This is a genomic window from Pararhizobium sp. LjRoot235 (genome assembly GCF_964254145.1).
Taxonomy (GTDB): Bacteria; Pseudomonadota; Alphaproteobacteria; order Rhizobiales; family Rhizobiaceae; genus Pararhizobium.
This window is the reverse complement of sequence record NZ_CAXUSP020000001.1, coordinates 3,419,590-3,441,938: the sequence shown is the minus strand read 5'-3', so window position 1 is coordinate 3,441,938 and position 22,349 is coordinate 3,419,590. Positions and strand designations below refer to the sequence as shown.

The following is a 22,349-nucleotide window of genomic DNA, read 5'->3' as shown; positions in this document are numbered from 1 at the left end:
CGGTAGTCGTTCCGACTGAAGCAGGTTAACATAGGTCCGAAGTTTCGCGAGAGCCGCTGTGGAGGTTTTGTGGGAAGAGATGATGTCATGATCGCCATCGACCGGCAAACGCATTGGGAAGATGTTTACACGACCAAGGCTGAGACCGACGTCAGTTGGTTTGAGGACACGCCCGACCTATCGCTCGCCCTGTTGCGCGAAGCTGGGTTGACGCCGGAAATGTCCGTTATCGATATCGGCGGCGGCACGTCGCGGCTGGTGGATGCTTTGGAGGCGTCTGGTCAGGCCCATGTCACGGTCCTTGATCTGTCGGCCGCCGCGCTCAAGACGGCGAAAGCCAGATTGGCAAATGCCGATCGGGTGCAGTGGGTCGTATCGGATGTGACCGCATGGACGCCCGACCGCCGGTATGACCTTTGGCACGACCGCGCCGCCTTTCATTTCCTGACGGCGGTGGAGGATCAACAGGCCTATGTTCGCGTGCTGGTGCAGGCTCTCAAGGACGGTGGCAAGGCCGTGATCGGCACCTTTGCGCCGGACGGACCGGAGAAATGCAGCGGCTTGCCTGTTGCTCGCTACGATGCGGAAAGCCTGCGGGCCGTTCTTGGCGAACAGTTCAAGCTCGCTGCAACGCGGCGCCATCAACACACAACCCCATGGGGATCCGTGCAGAAATTCCAATTCAGCACTTTCGAAAAGGTCGCGGAGCCTGAACGCCTTGGCATAAGAGACCTCAAGCTTCCGGGTTGAGGGAGACCGCTGCTTTTCTGCTTATCGGACCACTGGCCCGTTCGCCTTCTTCCAGGCGTCGATGCCGCCCTCGATGTGGCAGGCGCTCGTCAGGCCGGCATCCTGCGCGGCCTCGACCGCCATCGCCGAACGCTCGCCGAAGGCGCAATAGAAGACGATCCGCTTGCCGGTGGCTGCCGCCAGTTCATGCAGCATGCCGCCCGCACCGATGTTTTCCTGCAGCTCCGGATAGGGCGCATGCAGCGCGCCCGGAATGGTTCCATGCTTTTCCCGTTCGGCCTTCTCGCGCAGGTCGACGATCGCAATGTCGGGGCGGCCGCTGAGCGCCACTGCCTCGGCCGCCGAAACGGCCCAGCCCTTTCGCGCGATCTCCTCCTGGTGAAGGCCGACATGGATGTTGGCCGGCACGGCCACATCCATCATCTTCGGGTTCGGCAGGTTGAGATTGTTCATGATGTCGACATACTCGTCGACTGATCGAACCCTGAGCCGCGGGTTGAACCGTTTCTCCTCGCCGATGGTCGAGACGGTATCGCCCTTGTAGTCGTGGGCCGGAAAGACAAGCGTTTCGTCCGGCAGTTTGAGCAGCCTGTTGAAGATCGAATCATATTGCTGGCGCGGGTCGCCGTTCTGGAAATCGGTGCGCCCGGTACCGCGAATGAGCAGCGTGTCACCGGTGAAGACACGCCCGCCCAGCAGGAAGGAATAGGAATCATCCGTATGGCCGGGCGTATAGAGCACGTCGAGGCTCAGGCCCTCGATCGCGACGCGGTCGCCTTCGGCCACGCGCATCGAGACCACATCGGCCTGCGTCTGCTCGCCCATCACCGTGATGCAGTGGGTGCGGTCACGCAGCGCGCCGAGCCCGGTGATGTGATCGGCGTGCAGATGCGTATCGACGGCCTTGACCAGCTTGAGATCGAGCTCGCGCACCAGCTGCAGGTAGCGGTCGACCTTTTCCAGCACCGGGTCGATGATCAGCGCCTCGCCTCCATGCCGGCTGGCAATGAGATAGGTATAGGTGCCGGAAACGCTGTCGAACAGCTGACGGAAGATCATCACCGGCTCCTTTGCGCATCTCTTCGGTCGGCGCGGAGCATCGACGCTATTCCTGCGGCTGCGGCACGATCCGGATATAGGGTTTGGGCGCGCGCCAGCCTTGCGGGTATTGCTTCTTCGCGTCCTCGTCCGTGACCGAGCCGGCGATGATTACGTCGTCACCCTGCTTCCAGTTTACCGGCGTGGCGACCTTGTGTTTGGCGGTGAGTTGCAGCGAGTCGATCACGCGCAGCACCTCGTCAAAATTGCGGCCGGTGGTCATCGGATAGACGAGGATCAGCTTGATCTTCTTGTCCGGTCCGATGACAAAGACGTTGCGCACGGTCTGATTGTCGGCCGGAGTGCGCTGGGTCGGATCGCCGGATATCGCGGCCGGCAGCATGCCATAGAGCTTCGACACGGTGTAGTCCGTGTCGGCAATCATCGGGAAGTTCGGCGCGAACCCTTGTGTTTCCTCGATGTCCTTCACCCACCCGGAATGACGGTCCAGCGGATCGACCGACAGGCCGATGATCTTGACGCCACGCCTGTCGAATTCGGGCTTGATCCGGGCCATGTATCCCAGCTCGGTGGTGCAGACCGGCGTAAAATCCTTGGGATGCGAGAAAAGCACCGCCCAGGAATCGCCAATCCAGTCGTGGAACCTTATGTCCCCTTCAGTGGTCGTTGCCGTGAAATCCGGCGCGAGATCATTGATTGCAAGTGTCACGATACCCCCCATAGCTTTGAGGAGATGCTCACCAAAAGCATCCACGGCGCGCAGTTTGCTCCTTTTGATAAATCAGGAAAAGCGAAATATCGGACACGGCGCCTACCTTTTCCAGCCGCCGTTACCAAAACCCGATCCGCACACCACATACTTAGCTCTTGCGCTAAGTGTGTTGTGATGATACTTAGCCTTATGGAACAGTATTCAGATCGACTTGACGGCATTTTTCAGGCGCTGGCCGACCCAACCCGGCGCGCTGTGCTGGCGCGGCTGGGCCGGGGGCCGGCAAGCATCAGCGATCTCGCAAGGCCGTTCGAGATGACTTTGCCATCGTTCATGAAACACATCCATTTTCTTGAAGGCAGCGGTTTGATCCGGACGCGCAAGGAAGGCCGCGTCAGGACCTGCGTCATCGAGAAGAAGCAGTTTGCCGCGGTCGAAGCGTGGCTCACCGAACAGCGCGCCCTCTGGGAGGGCCGCACAGACAGGCTTGAGCAGTTTGTCATCGCCGCTCAAAAGAAGGGAGAAACCCAATGACCCGATCTTTCAATGCCGATCTCGACCTGACGATTTCGCGCGTCATCAGGGCACCGCGTTCGCTCGTCTGGAGCGCCTGGACCGATCCCGCCAGCTTTGAACAATGGTGGATACCGGCGCCGGCCAGATGCAAGGTCGTGGACATGGAGATGCGCCCCGGCGGCGCGTTCGTCACCCGCATGAGCGAGCACGGCGGCGACTTCACGCCGCATCTGGACGCCTGCTTCCTCGACATCGCCAATGGCGAGCGGATCGTCTTTACCAATGCGCTGGTCGGCGGATGGCGGCCTGCCGAACAGCCGTTCATGACGGCGATTATCACACTGCAGGACCATCCGGACGGCACGGATTATACCGCCCACGTGATGCACAGGAACAATGCGGACCGGAACATGCACGCGGAAATGGGCTTCTACGACGGCTGGGGCACCGTCATTGAGCAGCTTGCCAAACTCGTCGAACACCGCGCGGTCTGAGGGTCGGCGGGCCGGCGGCGCTCGTGCTTTATTTTGGGCGCCGCTCCGGCCAGGTCGTCAATAGGACATGATCTTTGCCAAAAGCCCCGGAAAGCGGGCTTCGAGATCATCGAGGCGGACCACGTTGATATTCTCGACACCCTTCTTGGTGGTCTGAATAACGCCTGATTCCCGCAGGACCCGAAAGTGGCCCGAAAGGGTCGAACGTGCCATGTCGGGAAAAGGTGCTGCCGCTTCGCCGCAATTCCTGCCGTCCGCTGAACAATAGAGCGTCTTTACGATCGCCAGCCGCGTCGGGTCTCCGAGCGCGGTCATGACGCCTGTTAGGGTTATGTCGTCTCGCGACGGATGAAAGAACTGGCTCATCCACCGCAGATAACACATCGATTGACAGACTTCAATATTTCGGTAATGTCGAAATACCGTAATACGGAAATAAGGAAGGACTGTTTATGACGAAGAGATTTGATGATCAGGTGGTGGTTGTAACGGGTGGCTCGACCGGTATCGGTCTGGCGACGGCGAGTGCCTTTCTGAAAGAAGGGGCAAGGCGCGTCTATATCACCGGGCGCACCCGCAAAAGCCTCGATGCCGCGGTGGAGGCACTCGGCGAGCGTGCCGTTCCGGTGGTCTCGGATGTCTCGAAAATCGGCGATATCGAGAAGCTCAAGGCGGAAATCGAGGAGCGCGGCGACAATGTCGATGTGCTTTTCGCCAACGCCGGCATAGCGGAAAAGAACAGCTTCGGCGCAACGACCGAAGCCGAATTCGACAAGACCTTCGATATCAACGTCAAAGGCCTGTTTTTCACCGTCCAGACCCTACTGCCGCTCGTTCCGGATGGCGGGGCCGTCGTACTCAACGCCTCGATCGTTGCCAACAAGGGGATGGCGGAACTCAGCCTCTACAATGCATCGAAGGCGGCTGTGCGCTCCTTTGCCCGAACGCTTGCCAATGATCTCAAGGAGCGAAAAATCCGCGTCAACGCCGTCAGCCCCGGTTTGACGCGCACGCCAATCCTGGAAAACGGCCTGAAGATGGACGAAGAGCAGATCGCCGCACTGCACAGCCATGCCGAACAGGCAGTGCCCCTTGGCTACGTCGCTCAGCCGGAAGAGATCGCGACCACGATTACGTTTCTCGCCTCGGCTGATGCCGGCTATGTCAACGGCATCGAACTGAGCGTCGATGGCGGTATGACCCAGATATGAACTGAAAACGGCCGGCTCCGATGCCGGAGTCGGCCGTTTTGCCTCAGATCTGTTCCAGCATGGCCGCGGCGGCCGAGACGGTTGCCTGGCCGGGGCTTTCCTCGACGTTCAGCGTCTTCACGACGCCGTCTTCCACCAGCATCGAATAGCGCTTCGAGCGCACTCCGAGCGTGGCGGCGGAGAGGTCGATGTCCATGCCGAGTGCCTTGGTGAAGGCGGCGTTCCAGTCGGAGAGGAAGTGGATCTTGCCGATGCCGCCGGATGCGGTCGCCCAGGCGCCCATGACATGCAGGTCGTTGACGGCGACGACCGCGATGTCGTCGATGCCGCGGGCCAGGATCGCATCGCGGTTTTCCAGATAGCCGGGCAGGTGATTGAGCGAGCAGGTCGGCGTGAAGGCGCCGGGAACCGCGAACAGCACGACCTTCCTGCCGGCAAACAGCTGATCGGTGGTGATCTCGACCGGGCCGTCGGCGGTCTTTTCCTTGAAGGTGGCGGCAGGCAGCTTGTCTCCGACAGAAATTGTCACGGTCTTACTCCTTGAGGCTTTTCGGAAAGGCAAAAGCGCAGTCGCTCCGTTGGATCGGGCGCTCCGTTGGGTCGGGAAGGAATATAGAATTGCCTCAGTCAAAGGCAAGCGGGGTTTCCATGCTGCGCTCGCCGGACCGGACGACGAGCAGGACCGATCCGCTCTTCAGCGCGCCGCCTTTTGCCGGAACCCGCACCGGAACATCCGCCGTAAGCGCGCCGTTTGCGACTCCGATGTTTTCGGGCTTGCCGAAGCTGTAGCCGGGCGGGCCGGCGAGGAAGAGTTCGGGCGGTGTTTCGGCTGACGCGCCGGGCATCACCAGCGAGAGACGAAGGCGCTTGCCGGCGGCATCGAAGGACGCGGCCCTGACCTTGAACGTCTCGGAGGGTTGCGCCGGCAAGGCGGCAACGGCATCGTCAATCCGCGCCTTGTCGAGCGGATTGTCCGCGGCACCTTCGATCAGCGAAAGGCTAAGCTCGGCCTGGACGGGGATGCAGATGTCCTGGCAGATGCCGAGGAAAACCGAGGCCTTGAGAAACAGGTCGCCGCTCTTCTTGCTCTTCAATAGGAGCGGAAAAGCCACGGATTTATCATAGCCGGTGTACTGCCCCACACCGTCGCCGAAGCTCTTCGGTGCCGGAAAGCGCATGCCGGAAAAGGAGATGCCATCCTTCGGGTCGATGCTCACTTGCGGCGGGATGCCGCTTGCCCCGGGGGCTTGCCAATAGGTCTTCCAGCCGGGTTTCAGGCGGATGTCGAGGATGGCCGGGATCGTCCCGTCCGGCTGCGGCCTGCCAGCCACGATGCGGATAGCGCCACCTTCCGAATGCGCCCAGTCGCTCTGCGCGGCGTCCGCACTGAACGCAATAAAAAAATATCCGGCAAGGCTTGCCAGCGCCGCCAAATGAGTCACATTCTCTAGGAGACGATAATGTTTCATGTGGATGAGGCTTACCGGTTTTGGCGTGTGGTTTAAAGATGCCCGCTTTCACCTCCGATCATTTTCTCTTGATGGGAGCGAAACGGGGAAACCCGGGAAAAGCCTCAAAACCAGAGACGAGGGTGGAAAATTTTTCATTCGACCCACAAGGCTGATACCATGATGGCGACTTTCCAGAAGAAACGCGAGCGCGGTTTGCTAGACGGTCAGTTCCTGATCGCCATGCCCGGCATGTTCGACAGCAATTTTGCCCGCACGGTCATCTTCGTCTGCGCCCATTCCAGTGACGGCGCCATGGGTTTCGTGCTCAACCGTCCGCAGCAACTGACCTTTCCGGATGTGCTTCTTCACCTGCAGATCATCGATCAGGCCGAAGCCATCCGTTTGCCGCCGCTCACCCGCAATTTCCAGATCCAGACCGGCGGGCCTGTTGAAACCGGCCGCGGCTTCGTCCTGCATTCCGACGACTACCTGAGCGAATCCAGCATTCCGGTCAGCGATGACATCTGCCTGACGGCGACGCTCGATATCGTGCGGGCCATCTCGCGCGGCGAGGGGCCGTCCAAGGCGATGATGATGCTGGGTTATGCCGGCTGGGGTGCCGGCCAGCTGGAAAGCGAGATCGCCAGCAATGGCTGGCTGAATTGCCCGGCGAGCGAGGAACTGATCTTCGACCGCGATCTCGGCGACAAATATGATCGGGCGCTGGCGCTGATGGGCGTTTCTCCAGCCATGCTCTCCCCGGATGCCGGCCACGCCTGACCGGCCGATTTTTCCGCTTTGGTTTTTTGCCGGAACAATTTCATGTGCCCACCGTTTCCTGAACGCAAGGACATGACGCTTGTCCTCGCCGACAAGAATTCCCGGCGGTCAAGGCGCCGTGAAGGGCGACCGCGTGTAGTCCGGTTTGTTGTCCTGGCGTGTTATAAAGCCGGGACAGCTTCAAGGTGCGCGGATCGACTGTCCTGACGGGTTCAACTGGATGGAAGATTTTAGCGCCGATGCCCGCTGTGCTTCGCGCCGGCGGGCATTCCTTTGGGGGTGTGTGTTTTGTTTTTTTGAATAGGGCATTCGATGTCTTCGACATTCCATGCCCACCACTGGACGGACGTCTTTCATGAGACTTTACGAATGCGGCAATTGCGGAAACCCGGTCCATTTCGACAATCGTGTCTGTATCAACTGTGGCTCTCGGCTCGGCTTCCTGCCGGAGGCCATGGCGATGCAGGCGCTGATGCCGGCAGGTGGCGACCTGTGGCAGCTGCCGGCGCGCCAGGAGGCCGACGTCCGGTTCTGCGCCAATGCAGCCCACGATACATGCAACTGGCTGATCTCCACCAATGACAATCATGCCTATTGCCAGGCTTGCCGCTACAACCGCATCGTGCCGGTCACCGATAACCCGGAAGGGCTGGCGCGCTGGCAGAAGATCGGCCAGGCGCAGCGGCATCTGTTTTATTCCCTGTTGCGCTGGAATCTGCCGCGGCCGGGCCGTGACGTTGACCCGCAGGCCGGGCTTGTCTTCGATTTTCTCGCCGACGAGGTTGATGCCTATGGCAATCTGGTGCCGGCCATCACCGGTCATGAAGACGGCCTGATCAGCCTGCGCGCGGCGGAAGCCAATGATGCCACGCGCGAAAGCGTGCGTGTGTCGATGAACGAGCCCTACCGCACGCTGCTCGGCCATTTCCGCCACGAGATCGGCCACTTCTATTGGGCGCAGCTTGTCCGTGACGACCAGACGCTGAACGAAGCCCGGCAGTTGTTCGGGGACGAGCGGACGGATTACGCGGAGGCGCTTCGCCGCAATTATGAGGAGGGGCCTCCGGCAGACTGGCAGGCCAGTTTCATCAGTACCTACGCCAGCGCCCATCCGGCAGAAGATTTCGCCGAATGCTGGGCACATTTTTTCCACATCGTCGATGCGCTGGAAACGGCGCATTCCTTCGGCTTGTCTACCGATCCGCGCCGCCACCAGGGCATGGCGGCAGAGGTCGATTTCGATCCCTATCGTGGTGCCGCGAGCGCCCAGGCGCTGGTCGATGCCTGGATCCCCTTGAGCATGGCGCTGAACAGCATCCAGCGCAGCATGGGCCAGCCCGACAGCTACCCTTTCGTGCTCTCGCCGCCGGTGGTGCAGAAGCTGGATTTTATCAACCGGCTGATAGCGCGGGCAGGCAATAGGCAATGGCAATAGGCAATAGGCAATAGGCAATAGGCAATAGGCAATAGCTGTCGCCTTCCAGGCCAAGGCCGCGATATTCTAATGCCTACGGCCTACGGCCTACTGCCTACTGCCTACGAGTTACGCCCGCTTCATCAGCGGAAAGCGTTCCTTCAACAGCCGCAGGATCGATTCCGAGCCGATCGGCGGGCCGAAGAGGAAGCTCTGGCCGAAATCGCAGCCCATCTGGGCCAACTGAATGGCATCTTCCTCGGATTCGATGCCTTCGGCGACGACCTGCATGTCGAGTTCGCGCGCCATGGTGATGACGGAGCGGAGCAGGATCGCGCGCTTGTCGCTCGGATCCTTGACCAGCGCCTTGTCGATCTTGATCGTATCGAAGGGGAAGCGGGTGAGATAGGCAAGCGAGGAATGGCCGGTGCCGAAGTCGTCGAGGGCCAGTTTCAGGCCGGAATCCTTGAGCTTCTCCAGCACGAGACGGGCCTGCTCCGGGTTTTCCATCACGAGGCTTTCGGTGAGTTCCACCTTCACCTTCCTTGGATCGCAGTGGTTCTTGTTCAAGACCGCCCGGACATCATCATGCAGGTCGTTGTTGAGCAGTTGCGCGCTCGACAGGTTGACGGAAACGAAGATCGGCAGGTCACCGGTTTGCAGCTGCCATTCGGTCAGGTCGCTGGTCGCCTTCTCGAAGGCGAACATGCCGAGCTGGTTGATGAGATCGGAGCCTTCGGCGATCGGGATGAACTCCGATGGCGAGATGCTGCCGCGTTTCGGATGCTCCCAGCGCATCAGGGCTTCGAACCCGGCAATCTCGGCATCCACCAGGCGCACGATCGGCTGATAGACGAGGCTTAGTTCCTTGCGCTCGATGGCGCGGCGCAGGTCGTTTTCCAGCTGCAGGCGATCGGTGCCGGAGGCGCGGAAGGCCGGACGGAAGGGTTCGACGCGGTTGCCGCCCGCCTTTTTGGCCCGGAACATCGCAAGCTCGGCATCGTCGAGCAGCCCGGCGGCATTTTCCTGCTGATCAACCCAGGAAACGAGGCCGATCGAGGCGGTGAGGTTGATTTCGCGATTGCCGAAATTGAGCGGCACCATGATCGCCTTGGAAACCGCATCGGCGAAATCGGCGACCTTGGCGGGATCGCGCTCGGATATCAGGATCAGGCCGAACTCGTCGCCGCCGAGGCGGGCCAGCGTGTCCTGCGGCTTCATCAGCCGGCGCAGGCGGCGGGTCAGCGCGATCAGGATGTTGTCGCCAGCGGCGATGCCGAGCACGTCATTGACCTGCTTGTAGCGGTCGATATCGATCGTCAGCACGGTCGGCCGGACAACGCTTGAGCCCGGCGCCAGCGACAGGATGGATTGCAGCCGGTCGAGGAAGATGTGACGGTTCGGCAATCCCGTCAGATTGTCGTGCAGCGCGTTGTGCAGCAGGCGATCGACGGAGTTCTTCTGTTCGGTGATATCGACGATGGTGCCGACGCAGCGGATGATTTCGCCATTGGCGCCAAGCACCGGCCGGGCGCGGATCGATAGCCAGTGGTAATGTCCGTCCTCGGCGCGAACGCGGAATTCGTGATTGAGCCGCCCCTTGCGATGCTCCAGCAGCACGTCGAGTGTTGCGCGGAACCGGTCGCGGTCGTCGGGGTGCAGGCGCGGCAGCCAGTTGCGCGCAGCGCCGTGCATGGTGCCGGGCGAGAGCCCGAGTTGCGCCGAGATGTCGGGAATGGTGACGACGCGATCGCGCGCCACGTCCCAGTCCCAGACGGTGTCGCCCGAGCCCGTCAGGGCCAGCGACTGGCGCTCGAGGTCGGAGAACAGACCCTGGCTATAGGCGCCGCCGGCAAAGGCGTGCTGCATCACCGTGAAGCCGATCAGCAGCACGATCAGCACCAGGCCGCCGCCGAGTGCAGGCTGGACGATGTCATTGGCAAGTTGGCCGGTGACGGTCAGCCACGCGCCGAACAGCCAGACGAGGATCAGGAGCCAGGCCGGCACGAGCAGGATGGCGCGGTCGTAGCGATTGAAGCCGAGATAGGCGATGAGCACGATGCCGCAGGTGCCGGTCAGCGCGAAGGAGAGCCGCGCGATGCCCGATGCGATCGCCGGGTCGTAGATGGCGACGCCGAACAGGAGGCCGAGACCGAGGATCCAGGCGAGCGTCGCATAGCTCAGATGCTGGTGCCAGCGGTTGAGGTTGAGATAGGTGAACAGGAAGATGACGAGGCCGGCGGCGAGAAACACCTCCGTTCCCGCCCGCCATACGCGTTCATCGCCCGCGGTAATGCTGATCAGCTTCGACAGGAAACCGAAATCGACGCAGATATAGCCGAGCACCGCCCAGGCAAGTGCGGCTGTCGCCGGCAGCATCGAGGTTCCCTTGACGACGAAGAGGATCGTCAGGAACACTGCAAGCAGGCCGGCAATACCCAGCACGATGCCGCGGTAGAGGGTAAAGGCGTTGACCGTGTCCTTGTAGGCGTCCGGCTGCCAGAGATAGATCTGCGGCAGGTCTGGTCCCGCCAGTTCGGCAACGAAGGTGATGACCGAGCCCGGGTTCAGCGTGATGCGAAAGACGTCCGCTTCGTCGCTCGGCTGCCGGTCGAGCGCAAAGCCTTCGCTCGGGGTGATCGAGAGGATGCGCTGCGAACCGAGGTCCGGCCAGAACAGTTTGGAATTCACCAAACGGAAATGCGGCGCGACGATGACGCGTTCCAGCTGCTCTTCCGAAACATTGGCGAGCGCGAAAACGGCCCAGTCGCCCTGGTGGTTCTCGGCACTCGATCGCACCTCGATGCGCCGGACGATACCGTCCGTGCCGGGGGCGGTCGAGACCTGGAAGGCTTCGCCACGGCCCGTATAGATTTCCGTCGTCGCCGTCAGGTCGAGCGCCGTGTCCTCGCGCGAAATCTTGACGGGCTCCGTGGCAAACGCCGCGCCGCTACCCATCAGGCAGATCATGGCCATCACGGCGGCCAGAAGCGCCAGAAGCCTTCGTGCTGAGGGGTGAAGCGGCAGGCAGTTCAAAGACATCAATCACTCAAATTCTTAGGTTGCACGCAGTCCTGCGAGAGAAGGGAAAACATCAAGTGATCCCGCCATTGCCCGTTGATTTTCAGGTATTCCCGCAAATAGCCTTCGCGCTTAAACCCGGCCTTTTCAAGGAGCCGGATGCTTCTGTGGTTCTCGGGAATACAGGCTGCTTCGATACGGTGCAACTGAAGGGTCGAAAAGATGTAGGGAATAGCCAGTTTGACGGCCTGCGCCATATGGCCGTTGCCGGCATATCGCTCGCCCATCCAGTAGCCGATCATGCAGCACTGGGCGGCTCCACGGCGGATATAGCCGATGGTCAGCCCGCCGATCAGTTGGTCCTCGGCGCGCAGGAAAACGAACAGCGGCACGGCCTGGCCGGAGGCAAATTCCTGCTCGTTACGAATGACGCGGTTGCGAAAAGCGCTCTCGGTCATCTCGTCGGCGCGCCAGGTCGGCTCCCACGGCTCGAGAAAGGCGCGGCTTTCGCTGCGCAGCCGATACCATTGCCGGTAGTCGGATGTCTTCGGCAAACGCAGCAAATACGCGGCATTGGCAATCTCGACCGGGTCCGGCTGCCGTGACAGAAACCGAAAGACCGATCGTGTCATATAAGCCTCCGCAGGGCGTAAGTGTTGCCGTGATGCGAGAGTGCCGGGCGCTCGAAGAACGCCCGGAGGTCGCCCTTCAAAATAAGAATTAACCGTTGGCGGCGCGAGCTTGAACGGTCTTGTTGGAAAGTGCGCCGAGAATGTCGTCCATCGGCGCCAGCTTTTCGACCGGTCCGATCGCCGAAAGCGTCGGGGCCGTGTCGAAGAACAGCCGCCCTGCAAGATCCGTCAGGCGCTCGATGGTAATGCCGGACAGGCGCTCCATCAGTTCCTCGTTCGGGATCGGCCGGCCGTAGAGCATCATCTGACGAGCGATCTGGCCGGCGCGGGCCGCAGGGCTTTCCTGGCCCATCAGAAGCTGGGCGCGGATCTGGGCGCGGGCGCGGTCGATTTCCTGCTGCTCGATCTTCATCGACGACTTGCGCAGTTCATCGATGATGACCGGCATCAGTTCCGGCAGGTTTTCACCGCCGGTGGCGGCATGAACGCCGAAGATGCCGGTGTCGGAAAAGCCCCAGTGGAAGGCATAGACCGAATAGCAGAGACCACGATGCTCACGTACTTCCTGGAAGAGGCGCGAAGACATGCCGCCGCCAAGGATATTGGCGAGAATCTGCGAACAGTAGAAATCGCGCGCGTGATAGGCCTTGCCTTCGAAACCGAGCAGGACCTGCGCGTCCATCAGGTCGCGATCCTCGCGCACGTCACCGCCGGTATAGCGGGCGGCATCGGTAACCGGCGCTGTGGCCGGCTTTTGCGGAAGGCTCGAAAAGCGGTCTTCAACCTGCCGCACAAAACTATCATGATCAAGCGCACCAGCCCCGACGACGAACATGCGGTCGGTGGTGTAGTTGCGGCCGAGATAGGTGCGGATCTGTTGCGGCGTGAAGGAAAGAACCGTTTCCGGCGTGCCGAGGATCGGGCGGCCGATCGTCTGGTTGATAAAGGCGGCTTCGGCGAACTTGTCGAAGACGACGTCGTCGGGCGTGTCGTTGGCGGCGCCGATCTCCTGCAGGATCACATGTTTTTCGCGCTGCAGCTCCTCTTCCTCGAAGGAAGATTCCGTCAGGATGTCGGCAAGGATATCGACGGCGAGCGGAACATCGTCCTGCAGGATGCGGGCGTAATAGGACGTGGTTTCCGTTGAAGTCGCTGCGTTGACTTCGCCGCCGACATTTTCGATCTGCTCGGCAATTTCGCGGGCGGTTCGCCGCGCTGTGCCCTTGAATGCCATATGTTCCAGCAGATGGGCAATTCCGTGCTCGTCCGTGGTTTCATCGCGTGAACCGGATTTGATCCAGACACCGAGTGCCACGCTTTCAAGATGCGGCATGTTCTCGGTGACGACGGTCAACCCGGATTGGAGCCGGGTGCACTCAACTTTCATCATACGTCTTTCTGCGTCCTTAGCTCCGAATGCGGGCGTGCTCGCTGATGAAGTTTTCAACGATTTTCAGTTCCGGCTCCAGAATATCGAAACGCTCCTCCCTGACCATCAGATCAGCAAGCCACGTTGGAAGCGCCGGGTCAATACCACTGGCCGATTTTACTGCGGCCGGGAATTTTGCCGGATGGGCGGTTGAAAGCGTCACCATCGGCGTATTCGGCTTTTCATGCTTGCCGGCGACGAAAACGCCGATCGCCGTATGCGGGTCGAGAAGATAGCCGGTTGCCTCGAGCGTCGAGCGGATGGTCTTGGCGACGTCTTTTTCGGTCGCACGGCCGGCGCGGAACACCTTGCGGATGGTCTTCAGCGCCTTTTCCTCGATCTCGAAGGCGCCGGACTGCCCCAGGCTCGCCATGGCGCCGCGCACCTTGGAAGCGTCGCGATCATAGGCTTCGAATAGCAGCCGCTCGAAATTCGAGGAGATCTGGATGTCCATCGAAGGCGAGGTGGTCGCCTTGACGTCGCGCATCTCGTAGCGGCCGGTCTTCAGCGTGCGGGCGAGGATATCGTTCTCATTGGTGGCGACGATCAGCTTGTCGATCGGCAGTCCCATCTGCATGGCGACGTAGCCGGCAAAGATATCGCCGAAATTGCCTGTGGGAACGGTGAAGGAGATTTTGCGGTCCGGCCCGCCGAGCACAAGGGCGGTGGTGAAGTAGTAGACGATCTGGGCCATGATGCGCGCCCAATTGATCGAGTTGACGCCGGAAAGCGCCACGCGATCGCGGAAGGCAACGTCGTTGAACATGGCTTTGACGAGGTTCTGGCAGTCGTCGAAATTGCCCTTGATCGCCAGCGCATGCACGTTGGTAGCCTTCGAGGTCGTCATCTGGTGCTGCTGCACCGGCGAGACCTTGCCATGCGGAAACAGGATGAAGATGTCCGCGCGGTCGCGTCCGGCAAAGGCATCGATCGCGGCACCGCCGGTATCGCCGGAAGTCGCTCCGACGATGGTGGCACGCTGGTTTCGCTCGGTAAGGACATGATCCATCAGCCGCCCGAGCAGCTGCATGGCGACGTCCTTGAAGGCCAGCGTCGAGCCGTGGAACAGTTCCATGATGAAGGCGTTCGGCCCCGTCTGGACGAGCGGCGCGATTGCCGGGTGACGGAACGTGGCATAGGCCTCGTCGATCATCGCCTTGAACTTGTCGTCGGGGATTTCGCCGTCAACGAAGGGCGAAAGAACGGTGAAGGCTATCTCCTGATAGGATTTGCCGCGCAGCGCCCGGATTTCCTTCTTGGAAAAACGCGGCCATTCCTTCGGCACGTAGAGGCCGCCATCGCGGGCAAGACCCGCCAGAAGCGCATCGCAAAAACTGAGCGAAGGGGCTTCGCCCCGCGTCGAGACATACTTCACCGTGACCATCCTTCGTCGTCTGTGTTGCCGCAGAGGATGCGGCGAGAATTGATCGGCACCCTATTCGAACCGGATGGAAATCGCGGTTCTTTTTGCGTCGGCCCTTGGCGAAGCCGACGGAAATATCGCATTGCAGCTCCGCCGTTGGTCGTTTCCAGCCGCCTCCCGTCGCGTTTTGACGGGTGCTGAAAAATTGACCTTGCGCTTTGAGACTCCAATCGATTTTTCGATGCGTCGCTGCTATAGACCATCGCCAAGGGTCTTGAAAGGCCTGAGTTGCAGGGGGAAGCGACGGAAAAAATCCTTATTTTCCGGTCAGTCCTGTCCCGCGACATCAATTGTGCAAGGCAGAGGGTCAACTCAGGTGTTTGGTAAAATCTCCAGCCGTCTTCTCGGAATTTCACTTCTCGTCGTCATAGCAGGCTGCAACAAAACGGATACCGGCGGAGCGATCGATGCCGGCGGCAGCGCGGCCGCACCAACGCCCGCCGTCATCCAGGGCGCCTGCCCGCAGGTCTACTTGCTCGACGGAACGGCGAACTACCGCACCTATGCCAAGGGCGCCAAGGATGATCCGACCAAGATCGTCTACCAGGCGTCGCTGGCCGACACGACCCGCCAGTGCGTCCAGAACGAAAGCCAGCTGGTGATGACCGTCGTCGTCCAGGGCCGCGTGGTTGCCGGCCCCGCCGGCGGCGCCGGCAGCGTCACCCTGCCGATCCGCGTCGCCGCGACCGATGGCAAGAACACGCTCTATTCCGAACTGACGCAATATCCGGTCGAAGTTCCGGCCGGCGTTGGCACCACCCAGTTCATCTTCACCAAGACGAACGTCGCGCTGCCCGGCGGCGCCGGCGATTTTGCCAAGGTCTATGTCGGCTTCGACGAAGGTCCGGTGAAGAAGAAGAAATAAACCGGATTTTTGCTGCTGCATTAAGAGAGCCGGCACGGTTTTTTCGTGCCGGCTTTTTGTTGTCAGCGTCGCAGGGCTCGAAGTCGTCTATTTTCGGGAGCCGCACTCCAAACTCCGTCATCCTCGGGCTTGACCGAGGATGACGGAGAAGGGGATGGCCTTCAGCCTCTCAACTCTCGAAACGGCGCGAGAATGCCGTCATCAAGCGATCAGCGTTTCCGACCATTCCGACAATGCGGCAATCACGCCCGGCAGGGCGCTCATGCGCGAGATCACGGTCTCCGCACCCGCCTCGGTCAGCTTGTCGGCATGCGAGGGGTAGCTGTGCGACGCGCCGGTGAAGCCGACCACGCGCATGCCGGCGGCGGTGGCGCCATGGATGCCGTGGACGGAATCCTCGATCACCAGCACGCGAGACGGCTCGATGCCGAACTGCCTGGCGCCGTGCAGGAAGATGTCCGGCTTCGGCTTCACCTTGTCTTCGCCGAGATCGCGGGCCGAATAGATATGCGTGCCGAAATGATCCTTGATGCCGACCTTCCCGAGCATCAGCGAGAGACGCTTCGAAGTCGAGTTGGAGCAGATGCAGTGCGGCAGGGTGAGCTGTGCCAGCACCGGCTTGACGCCGTCAATGAGCTGCACGTCGCTTGCCAGCCGTTTGTCGAGGATGGCCTCGTTCTTTGTGAGAAGCTGGGCCGAAAACGGGATGTCGGCTTCCTTCTCGATGGCAAGAAGCGTGTTGTGCCAGGTCATGCCGGCAAAACGCTCGGCCATTTCCTCGGTGCTGATCGGATAGCCGGCTTCGGTCAGGAGTTCCGCCTCGACCTCGCTGGCGATGATTTCCGAGTCGACCAATACGCCGTCGCAGTCGAAGATGATGAGATCAATGCTGTTCATGTCGGGAAGGCCTTTGGGGGAGGAGATCGTGGCGATGTACACGATACGCCTCGAAAGCTCAACCGCGCGGCATGGGAAGCTGTCATGCAGGAAGGGCGGGATTGGGCATTTTGGGCGCCGGCGAGGCGGCGGAAACCGAAATTGTTGCGTCCAGCGTATATGCGGGCTAGGTAAAACACGCTTCTGCACCTGTTTTCCTCCGGCACCAAGGCCTCCATGACCGTCCGCCTGCGCCCGCATCATCTGCTCTGCATGCTGACCTTCATCGGCAAGGGATACACGCCGGCTTTCACCGAGAACTACATCCGCATCGCCACCCGCCTCTCCGCAGGCGAGGATATTCTTGTGGTCGACGGTCCGGACGATATCTGTGCGCCGATGCTTGACAAGGTCGACAACCACTGTCTGTGCGACACCGTGACGGAACGGGATCGCAGCGCAAGTGCCGCGGTGGAAGGCCTGCTCGGGATGTCGGCGGGCGCCGGCCAGTCGATCCTCCCGGATGCGAATTTTCTCCGGCGGATGCGCGAGGCTTTCAGCGCCGGCACCATCCGCGAGGGATGCGTCCGCTGCGAATGGTCGCCGCTGTGCACCAGCATTGCCGCTTCAGGCTTCGACGGCGTGCTGATCGCGTCGCCCAGTTGCTGATCAGGCCGGCAGGGGAAAGAGCTTTGCGAATTCCTTTTCGCCGGTGTCGGTGAAGCGCATGGCGCGGCTGTCGGTCTCGCGCCTGGCCCAGCCCTTGTCGAGAAACAGTGTGAGCAGCGCCTGGCCGAGCGAGCCGGAGAGATGCGAGCGGCGTTCGCTCCAGTCGAGACACGTGCGGCAGACCGGGCGCCGCGATCTGGTGAGCGCCGAAAGGTCGATGCCGAGCGCCGTCATTTTTTCTGCGCCGGTCTCTGTCAGCGACAGGTCGTCGCCCGCACCGGTGATCACCTCCTCGGCGACAAGACTGTCGAGCAAACGCACGCCGTAGTCGCCGGCGAGATGATTGTAGCAGACGCGCGCCTTGCGCAGCGCCGGGTCCTTGGGGCCGGTGCGGTGTCGGGTGAAACCGCGATGGGCGGCAAACCCCATCAGGCTTTCGAGCAAAAGACCGACATCGTCGTCGGCAAGGGCGAAATAGCGGTGCCGGCCCTGCTTGCGCTGGCTGATCAGCCCGCCGGCCTCCAGTTTCGACAGATGCGAACTCGCCGTCTGCAGCGTGATCCCCGCCGTTCCGGCAAGCTCGGTCGCCGTCAACGCCTTGCCGCCCATCAGGGCGGTCAACATGTTGGCGCGGGCGGGATCGCCGATCAGCGACCCGATCTGGGCAATGTCTGGTCCTTCTTTCATACTTCGATGCTAACCGAAGCATCGAGCGCATTCAAGGTGGCAAAAAGGTTCATCGAAGGTCACGAGGCCGGGAAACATCGAGAGAAAAGACAATGATCACCTGCTTCATCCGCTACGAGATCGATCCGTTCAAGAAAGAGGAATTCGCCACCTACGCCCGCAACTGGGGTCAGGCCATCCCGCGCAACGGCGCCGACCTGATCGGCTATTTCGCTCCGCATGAAGGCTCGGCCACGACCGCCTATGGCGTCTACAACATCGAAAGCCTTGCCGCCTACGAGGCCTATCGCGCAAGGCTTGCAGCCGATCCGCTCGGTGCCGAGAACTATCAACTTGCCAAGAGGGAGCGCTTCATCCTCAAGGAAGACCGGATTTTCCTGAAGAACGTTTCGCTGCCGCATGCCAGGGGAGTCTCGCCGTGATCGCCGTCATCTTCGAAGTCACGCCGGCCGATAACCGGCGCAGCGCCTATCTCGATCTTGCTGCGCAACTGCATGCGCGCCTCGACAAGATCGACGGCTTCCTGTCGATCGAGCGGTTCGAAAGCCTGAAGATGCCGGGCAAGATCCTGTCCCTGTCGTTCTGGCGCGACGAGGCGGCGATCGCCAGATGGCGCAACGGCACCGAGCACCGCGCGGCCCAGCATGCCGGCCGCAACGGCACCTTCGCCGATTACCGCCTCCGCATCGCCTCCGTCATCCGCGACTATGGAATGACGGAGCGCGACGAGGCGCCCGAGGACAGCCGGGCGTTTCATGAGGATGTGGGACGTACGCGCTGGCGTATCATTCCAAAGGCCGACCTTAATGTGTCTTGAATTTCTCGTTCAGAGCCGCGACAGCGATTTTCAAGGCTGGCAGTTCGTCAACGACAACGCCCCAAATAATCCTGTCAGAAAGCCCATGATATTCGTGCCGGAGGACATTGCCGATTGTGAGCACCTGCGGCCAGGGAATTTCAGGACGGAGTTCTTTGACGTCATCAGGAAGCGCGCGGCTTGCCTCTGATATTATTTCTATTGCTCGTTGCACGGCATGTTTCAGAAGCCAGTCGCTTTGATGGTCCGCCAACGTCCTGCCCGCGACCGACCGCTCGATGCCCGCGATGGCATCGAGCATGTCGCCAAGCGCGTGACGAAACTCCCGAGCCATCAAAAAACCTGTACAGCGGACTTTTCGATCTCGGATTTCAGCACCGGATGCAACCCGTCCCGCGTGGTGATATCAACCGGTACCGCAAGTTCCGACTCCAAAAGTAATTTTATCCCGATCAGATCGAAGGCATTGAATCGGCTCTCTTGATCGTAGTCGATGAACAGGTCGAGATCGCTGGCGGCATGCGCCCCGTTCCGCACCGTCGAGCCGTAAAGATAAAGCGCGGTTGCACCCATCCCGCGAACGGTATCGGCTTGCTCCCGCAATCTTGCTATGGCGTCGCTTTTGATCATGAAAACAAGATACCGTATCGGCGATGGACTTTCCATCCTCGTGTACCATCTCGCAGATTTCGCGCCCGCCTTCAGCATTTGGTAACCAAGTTCGGTAACCATAAGCACTGATCAGTTCCGAGTAAGCGTAGGTGCGAGTTGTCCATGTCATCAGTTGTTTCGTTGGCCGAAATCTCCCGCGGCGTCAGCCCCTCCGGCTGGCTCGATTCCATCATCAAGGGCGATTGCGTCGCAGCCCTTGAGGCGCTTCCCGACAATTCCGTCGATGTCGTCTTCGCCGATCCGCCGTACAACCTCCAGCTAGGCGGTGCGCTCACCCGGCCCGACCAGTCGCTGGTCGATGCGGTCGATGACGAGTGGGACCAGTTCGTCTCCTTCGAGGCCTATGACGCCTTCACCCGCGCCTGGCTGCTCGCCTGCCGCCGCGTCCTGAAGCCGACCGGCACGCTCTGGGTCATCGGCTCCTATCACAACATCTTCCGCGTCGGCGCGACGCTGCAGGACCTGAATTTCTGGATCCTCAACGACATCATCTGGCGCAAGACCAATCCGATGCCGAACTTCAAGGGCCGGCGGTTCCAGAACGCCCATGAGACGTTGATCTGGGCGAGCCCCAGCGCCAAGGGCAAGGGCTACACCTTCAACTACGACGCCATGAAGGCCGCCAATGACGACGTGCAGATGCGCTCCGACTGGTTGTTTCCGATCTGCTCGGGCGGCGAGCGGCTGAAGGGCGACGACGGCAAGAAGGTGCATCCGACGCAGAAGCCGGAAGCGCTGCTCGCCCGCATACTGATGGCCTCGACCAAGCCGGGCGACGTGGTGCTCGATCCGTTCTTCGGTTCCGGCACGACGGGCGCCGTGGCCAAGCGCCTCGGTCGCCATTTCGTCGGCATCGAGCGCGAGCAGAGCTATATCGATGCCGCCGCCGAGCGCATCGCCGCCGTCGAGCCGCTCGGCAAGGCAACGCTGTCGGTCATGACCGGCAAGAAGGCCGAACCGCGCGTCGCCTTCAACACGCTGATCGAAAGCGGCATGATCAAGCCCGGCACGGTGCTGACCGATGCCAGGCGCCGCTACAGCGCCATTGTGCGCGCCGACGGCACCATCGCCAGCGGCGGCGAGGCAGGCTCGATCCACCGTCTTGGCGCCAGGGTTCAGGGGCTCGACGCCTGCAACGGCTGGACCTTCTGGCACTATGACGACGGCACGGCGCTGCGTCCGATCGACGACCTGCGCGCCGTCATCCGCGCCGATATGGCCAAGCTGAACTGAGCGGATAAGCAAGAACCACGGAAAAGCATTCCTGACGCCGCGCTATCCGCAAGGAGGCGCGGCGTTTGCGTCCTGCATCGGCGGTTCTGGCGACCCGATGCAGAACGCCCGTGGCCCCCGCGCATGCGATCGCCAACCGCAAATTTCTGACGGATAATCCGGAGAATTCGCAGCCGAAAACTATTGGCGCTCGCATGTCCTTTAGAACAATTTAACCATCCCGCGGATACTCTGATGGCAGGCAGGACGACCGCGTGATCAACCACGCGAGGCGCGCGGGGCAAACCCGCAAATTGCCCGGTAGGACAGCCTCCGAGGCTGCCCGGTTCAGAGATAGTTTTCGTCCGGTTTCGTACCTTCAGTCCCGGAGGGAGACTTAAACGCCCAGGATCCGAAAAGGTCCTGGGCGTTTCTGTTTGCGGACTTTCGCAATGGTGCAAAGCAAAAGGGCTCCGCAGTGGAGCCCTTCGATGTTTGACGAATTGCCGCCGGCTTAAAGAAAGAAGTCGTCGGCGTACATCTTGGTGACGCCGCTCATCTTGATTTGAAAGTCGGAAACGCCGTCGCCGTTGGTATCGCCGGAGATGACGCCGTTGCTGAACCGAAGTTCACCTGCCTTGTCGTGGAACGACTGGGCGCCGATGAATGTGAACTTCTGGTTGCCGCTGCTCCGTGTGTTGGCGTCGATGGTCGAAAGATCGACGACGTCAAATTCCGAGCGGTGGAAGTCGGTGATGACATCGCGCTTGGTACCGACAGCGGATTCCTTGATCGAGTTGAAGTCGAACGTATCCTCGCCGGTACCGCCGGTCAGGTAGTCGAAGCCCGTGCCACCGACCAGGAGATCGTCGTCCGAGCCGCCGTCGAGATCGTCGTTTCCGGTGCCACCATAGAGATCGTCGGCGCCGCCAAGGCCGTCGATGATGTCGCTGCCGCCAAGGCCCTTCAGGATGTTGCCCGCCGAGCTGCCGGTGATGTCGTCGTCGCCATAGTTCGTGCCGATCGCATTTTCGATGCTGATCAGGTCTTCGACATGGCCGCTGCCGGTCGTGGCCTCCTGTCCGCCGAGGTCGACCGTGACACCCTTGCCGCGCTGCGAATCATATTCGTCCTGCAACTGGTAGCTGATCGTGTCGGTGCCGGTGCCGCCGTTGAAATAGTTGTCGACACCAATCGACTTGAAGGTGTCGTTGCCGGATTCGCCGTAATATTTGCTGGCTTCGGTATCGACGACGAACTTGTCGTTGCCGGTGCCGCCCTTGACGACGTCGTAGTCGCTCGCATCGCCTGCACGGATGTCGGCGACATAGAGGTCATTGCCATCGCCGAGGAAGATGTCGTTGCCGCCTTCGAAGTAGTTCAGCACGTAGTCATGGCCGGTTCCGGCGTTGACATAGTTAAAGCCGCCCAGATCGTCGGTGCGATTGAGATAGATATCGTCATCGCCGCCGTAGGTATAGATCTCCACGTCGACATCGCTGTCCTGCTGGTAGAAATCGTCGCCACTGGTGCCATTGATAATTGTCGCCATAACGCTGGGCCTTTCGGTTAAACCGCTGAATTCTGAAGCGGATCATGCAGCCGACAAGGTGAATGATGGCTGAACCAATTGCGGCGATTTGGTGATATGAAAAAGGG

Annotated in this window: 25 protein-coding genes; 11 read left to right on the top strand and 14 right to left on the bottom strand. The window is 60.9% G+C overall.

Going from position 1 to position 22,349, the window contains the following annotated elements:
- The first annotated feature begins 87 nt into the window (after positions 1-87).
- Entirely contained in the window at positions 88-750 is a 663-nt protein-coding gene (locus tag ACSQ2Z_RS16910; RefSeq protein WP_436082251.1) for a class I SAM-dependent methyltransferase, read from the top strand.
- Between the two features lie 21 nt (positions 751-771).
- Here the strand turns inward: ACSQ2Z_RS16910 and ACSQ2Z_RS16905 are convergent, their stop codons facing one another.
- Both ACSQ2Z_RS16905 and ACSQ2Z_RS16900 read right to left on the bottom strand, forming a co-directional pair.
- A complete protein-coding gene (locus ACSQ2Z_RS16905) occupies positions 772-1,809 on the bottom strand; it encodes an MBL fold metallo-hydrolase (protein WP_436082250.1) in 1,038 nt (345 codons plus the stop codon).
- Between the two features lie 46 nt (positions 1,810-1,855).
- Positions 1,856-2,518, bottom strand: a complete 663-nt coding sequence (locus ACSQ2Z_RS16900) for a peroxiredoxin (protein WP_436082249.1) — start codon at positions 2,516-2,518, stop codon at positions 1,856-1,858.
- Positions 2,519-2,710: 192 nt separating this feature from the next.
- On the opposite strand from ACSQ2Z_RS16900, the gene ACSQ2Z_RS16895 reads away from it, so the two are divergent.
- Together ACSQ2Z_RS16895 and ACSQ2Z_RS16890 are read left to right on the top strand one after the other, a co-directional pair.
- Positions 2,711-3,055, top strand: coding sequence for an ArsR/SmtB family transcription factor (locus ACSQ2Z_RS16895; protein WP_436083111.1), 345 nt, complete (start codon positions 2,711-2,713; stop codon positions 3,053-3,055).
- Positions 3,052-3,531, top strand: a complete 480-nt coding sequence (locus ACSQ2Z_RS16890) for an SRPBCC family protein (protein WP_436082248.1) — start codon at positions 3,052-3,054, stop codon at positions 3,529-3,531. The genes ACSQ2Z_RS16895 and ACSQ2Z_RS16890 overlap by 4 nt, the downstream gene beginning before the upstream one ends.
- A gap of 57 nt (positions 3,532-3,588) precedes the next feature.
- On the opposite strand, the gene ACSQ2Z_RS16885 is transcribed toward ACSQ2Z_RS16890, so the two are convergent.
- Entirely contained in the window at positions 3,589-3,897 is a 309-nt protein-coding gene (locus ACSQ2Z_RS16885) for an ArsR/SmtB family transcription factor (protein ID WP_436082247.1), read from the bottom strand.
- Between the two features lie 86 nt (positions 3,898-3,983).
- On the opposite strand from ACSQ2Z_RS16885, the gene ACSQ2Z_RS16880 reads away from it, so the two are divergent.
- The gene (locus ACSQ2Z_RS16880) at positions 3,984-4,742 is read left to right on the top strand and encodes an SDR family oxidoreductase (RefSeq protein ID WP_436082246.1); all 759 of its coding nucleotides are present in this window, start codon (positions 3,984-3,986) and stop codon (positions 4,740-4,742) included.
- 43 nt (positions 4,743-4,785) lie between these two features.
- On the opposite strand, the gene ACSQ2Z_RS16875 is transcribed toward ACSQ2Z_RS16880, so the two are convergent.
- Both ACSQ2Z_RS16875 and ACSQ2Z_RS16870 read right to left on the bottom strand, forming a co-directional pair.
- Positions 4,786-5,271 (bottom strand): peroxiredoxin, encoded by a 486-nt coding sequence (locus tag ACSQ2Z_RS16875; protein ID WP_436082245.1) that lies wholly within the window; start codon positions 5,269-5,271, stop codon positions 4,786-4,788.
- A 94-nt stretch (positions 5,272-5,365) separates the two neighbouring features.
- Positions 5,366-6,211 carry a protein-disulfide reductase DsbD domain-containing protein gene (locus ACSQ2Z_RS16870; protein ID WP_436082244.1) on the bottom strand — a complete coding sequence of 282 codons (846 nt, stop codon included), beginning with the start codon at positions 6,209-6,211 and terminating at the stop codon, positions 5,366-5,368.
- A 159-nt stretch (positions 6,212-6,370) separates the two neighbouring features.
- Here ACSQ2Z_RS16870 and ACSQ2Z_RS16865 point away from each other — a divergent pair, with 159 nt between their 5' ends.
- Both ACSQ2Z_RS16865 and ACSQ2Z_RS16860 read left to right on the top strand, forming a co-directional pair.
- Positions 6,371-6,973 (top strand): YqgE/AlgH family protein, encoded by a 603-nt coding sequence (locus ACSQ2Z_RS16865; RefSeq protein ID WP_436082243.1) that lies wholly within the window; start codon positions 6,371-6,373, stop codon positions 6,971-6,973.
- A gap of 355 nt (positions 6,974-7,328) precedes the next feature.
- Positions 7,329-8,408 carry a zinc-binding metallopeptidase family protein gene (locus ACSQ2Z_RS16860; RefSeq protein ID WP_436082242.1) on the top strand — a complete coding sequence of 360 codons (1,080 nt, stop codon included), beginning with the start codon at positions 7,329-7,331 and terminating at the stop codon, positions 8,406-8,408.
- 108 nt (positions 8,409-8,516) lie between these two features.
- On the opposite strand, the gene ACSQ2Z_RS16855 is transcribed toward ACSQ2Z_RS16860, so the two are convergent.
- From ACSQ2Z_RS16855 to thrC, 4 genes are all read right to left on the bottom strand, one after another.
- Entirely contained in the window at positions 8,517-11,429 is a 2,913-nt protein-coding gene (locus tag ACSQ2Z_RS16855) for an EAL domain-containing protein (RefSeq protein WP_436082241.1), read from the bottom strand.
- Positions 11,429-12,040, bottom strand: a complete 612-nt coding sequence (locus ACSQ2Z_RS16850) for a GNAT family N-acetyltransferase (protein ID WP_436082240.1) — start codon at positions 12,038-12,040, stop codon at positions 11,429-11,431. The genes ACSQ2Z_RS16855 and ACSQ2Z_RS16850 overlap by 1 nt, the downstream gene beginning before the upstream one ends.
- Positions 12,041-12,128: 88 nt before the next feature.
- The gene (locus ACSQ2Z_RS16845) at positions 12,129-13,430 is read right to left on the bottom strand and encodes a M16 family metallopeptidase (protein ID WP_436082239.1); all 1,302 of its coding nucleotides are present in this window, start codon (positions 13,428-13,430) and stop codon (positions 12,129-12,131) included.
- A gap of 16 nt (positions 13,431-13,446) precedes the next feature.
- A complete protein-coding gene (thrC, locus tag ACSQ2Z_RS16840) occupies positions 13,447-14,853 on the bottom strand; it encodes a threonine synthase (RefSeq protein ID WP_436082238.1) in 1,407 nt (468 codons plus the stop codon).
- A 355-nt stretch (positions 14,854-15,208) separates the two neighbouring features.
- Between thrC and ACSQ2Z_RS16835 the strand changes: the two genes are divergently transcribed.
- Complete coding sequence (locus ACSQ2Z_RS16835; RefSeq protein ID WP_436082237.1) at positions 15,209-15,757, top strand: hypothetical protein; 549 nt, start codon at positions 15,209-15,211, stop codon at positions 15,755-15,757.
- A 201-nt stretch (positions 15,758-15,958) separates the two neighbouring features.
- Here ACSQ2Z_RS16835 and ACSQ2Z_RS16830 read toward each other — a convergent pair whose 3' ends face one another.
- Positions 15,959-16,654 (bottom strand): HAD family hydrolase, encoded by a 696-nt coding sequence (locus tag ACSQ2Z_RS16830; RefSeq protein WP_436082236.1) that lies wholly within the window; start codon positions 16,652-16,654, stop codon positions 15,959-15,961.
- 216 nt (positions 16,655-16,870) lie between these two features.
- On the opposite strand from ACSQ2Z_RS16830, the gene ACSQ2Z_RS16825 reads away from it, so the two are divergent.
- Complete coding sequence (locus ACSQ2Z_RS16825) at positions 16,871-17,302, top strand: DUF1284 domain-containing protein (protein WP_436082235.1); 432 nt, start codon at positions 16,871-16,873, stop codon at positions 17,300-17,302.
- Here ACSQ2Z_RS16825 and ACSQ2Z_RS16820 read toward each other — a convergent pair whose 3' ends face one another.
- Positions 17,303-17,989 (bottom strand): ArsR/SmtB family transcription factor, encoded by a 687-nt coding sequence (locus tag ACSQ2Z_RS16820; protein WP_436082234.1) that lies wholly within the window; start codon positions 17,987-17,989, stop codon positions 17,303-17,305.
- 92 nt (positions 17,990-18,081) lie between these two features.
- Between ACSQ2Z_RS16820 and ACSQ2Z_RS16815 the strand changes: the two genes are divergently transcribed.
- The gene (locus ACSQ2Z_RS16815) at positions 18,082-18,411 is read left to right on the top strand and encodes an NIPSNAP family protein (RefSeq protein ID WP_436082233.1); all 330 of its coding nucleotides are present in this window, start codon (positions 18,082-18,084) and stop codon (positions 18,409-18,411) included.
- Entirely contained in the window at positions 18,408-18,806 is a 399-nt protein-coding gene (locus ACSQ2Z_RS16810) for an antibiotic biosynthesis monooxygenase family protein (RefSeq protein WP_436082232.1), read from the top strand. The genes ACSQ2Z_RS16815 and ACSQ2Z_RS16810 overlap by 4 nt, the downstream gene beginning before the upstream one ends.
- Here ACSQ2Z_RS16810 and ACSQ2Z_RS16805 read toward each other — a convergent pair.
- Positions 18,793-19,107: a HepT-like ribonuclease domain-containing protein gene (locus ACSQ2Z_RS16805; RefSeq protein WP_436082231.1), complete on the bottom strand. Its 315-nt coding sequence runs from the start codon at positions 19,105-19,107 to the stop codon at positions 18,793-18,795. The genes ACSQ2Z_RS16810 and ACSQ2Z_RS16805 overlap by 14 nt on opposite strands.
- A gap of 32 nt (positions 19,108-19,139) precedes the next feature.
- A complete protein-coding gene (locus tag ACSQ2Z_RS16800; RefSeq protein ID WP_436082230.1) occupies positions 19,140-19,436 on the bottom strand; it encodes a nucleotidyltransferase family protein in 297 nt (98 codons plus the stop codon).
- A 144-nt stretch (positions 19,437-19,580) separates the two neighbouring features.
- Here ACSQ2Z_RS16800 and ACSQ2Z_RS16795 point away from each other — a divergent pair, with 144 nt between their 5' ends.
- On the top strand, positions 19,581-20,711 hold the full coding sequence (locus ACSQ2Z_RS16795) for a site-specific DNA-methyltransferase (protein WP_436082229.1): 1,131 nt from the start codon (positions 19,581-19,583) through the stop codon (positions 20,709-20,711).
- Between the two features lie 493 nt (positions 20,712-21,204).
- Here ACSQ2Z_RS16795 and ACSQ2Z_RS16790 read toward each other — a convergent pair whose 3' ends face one another.
- Positions 21,205-22,242 (bottom strand): calcium-binding protein, encoded by a 1,038-nt coding sequence (locus tag ACSQ2Z_RS16790; RefSeq protein WP_436082228.1) that lies wholly within the window; start codon positions 22,240-22,242, stop codon positions 21,205-21,207.
- Between the last annotated feature and the right edge of the window lie 107 nt (positions 22,243-22,349).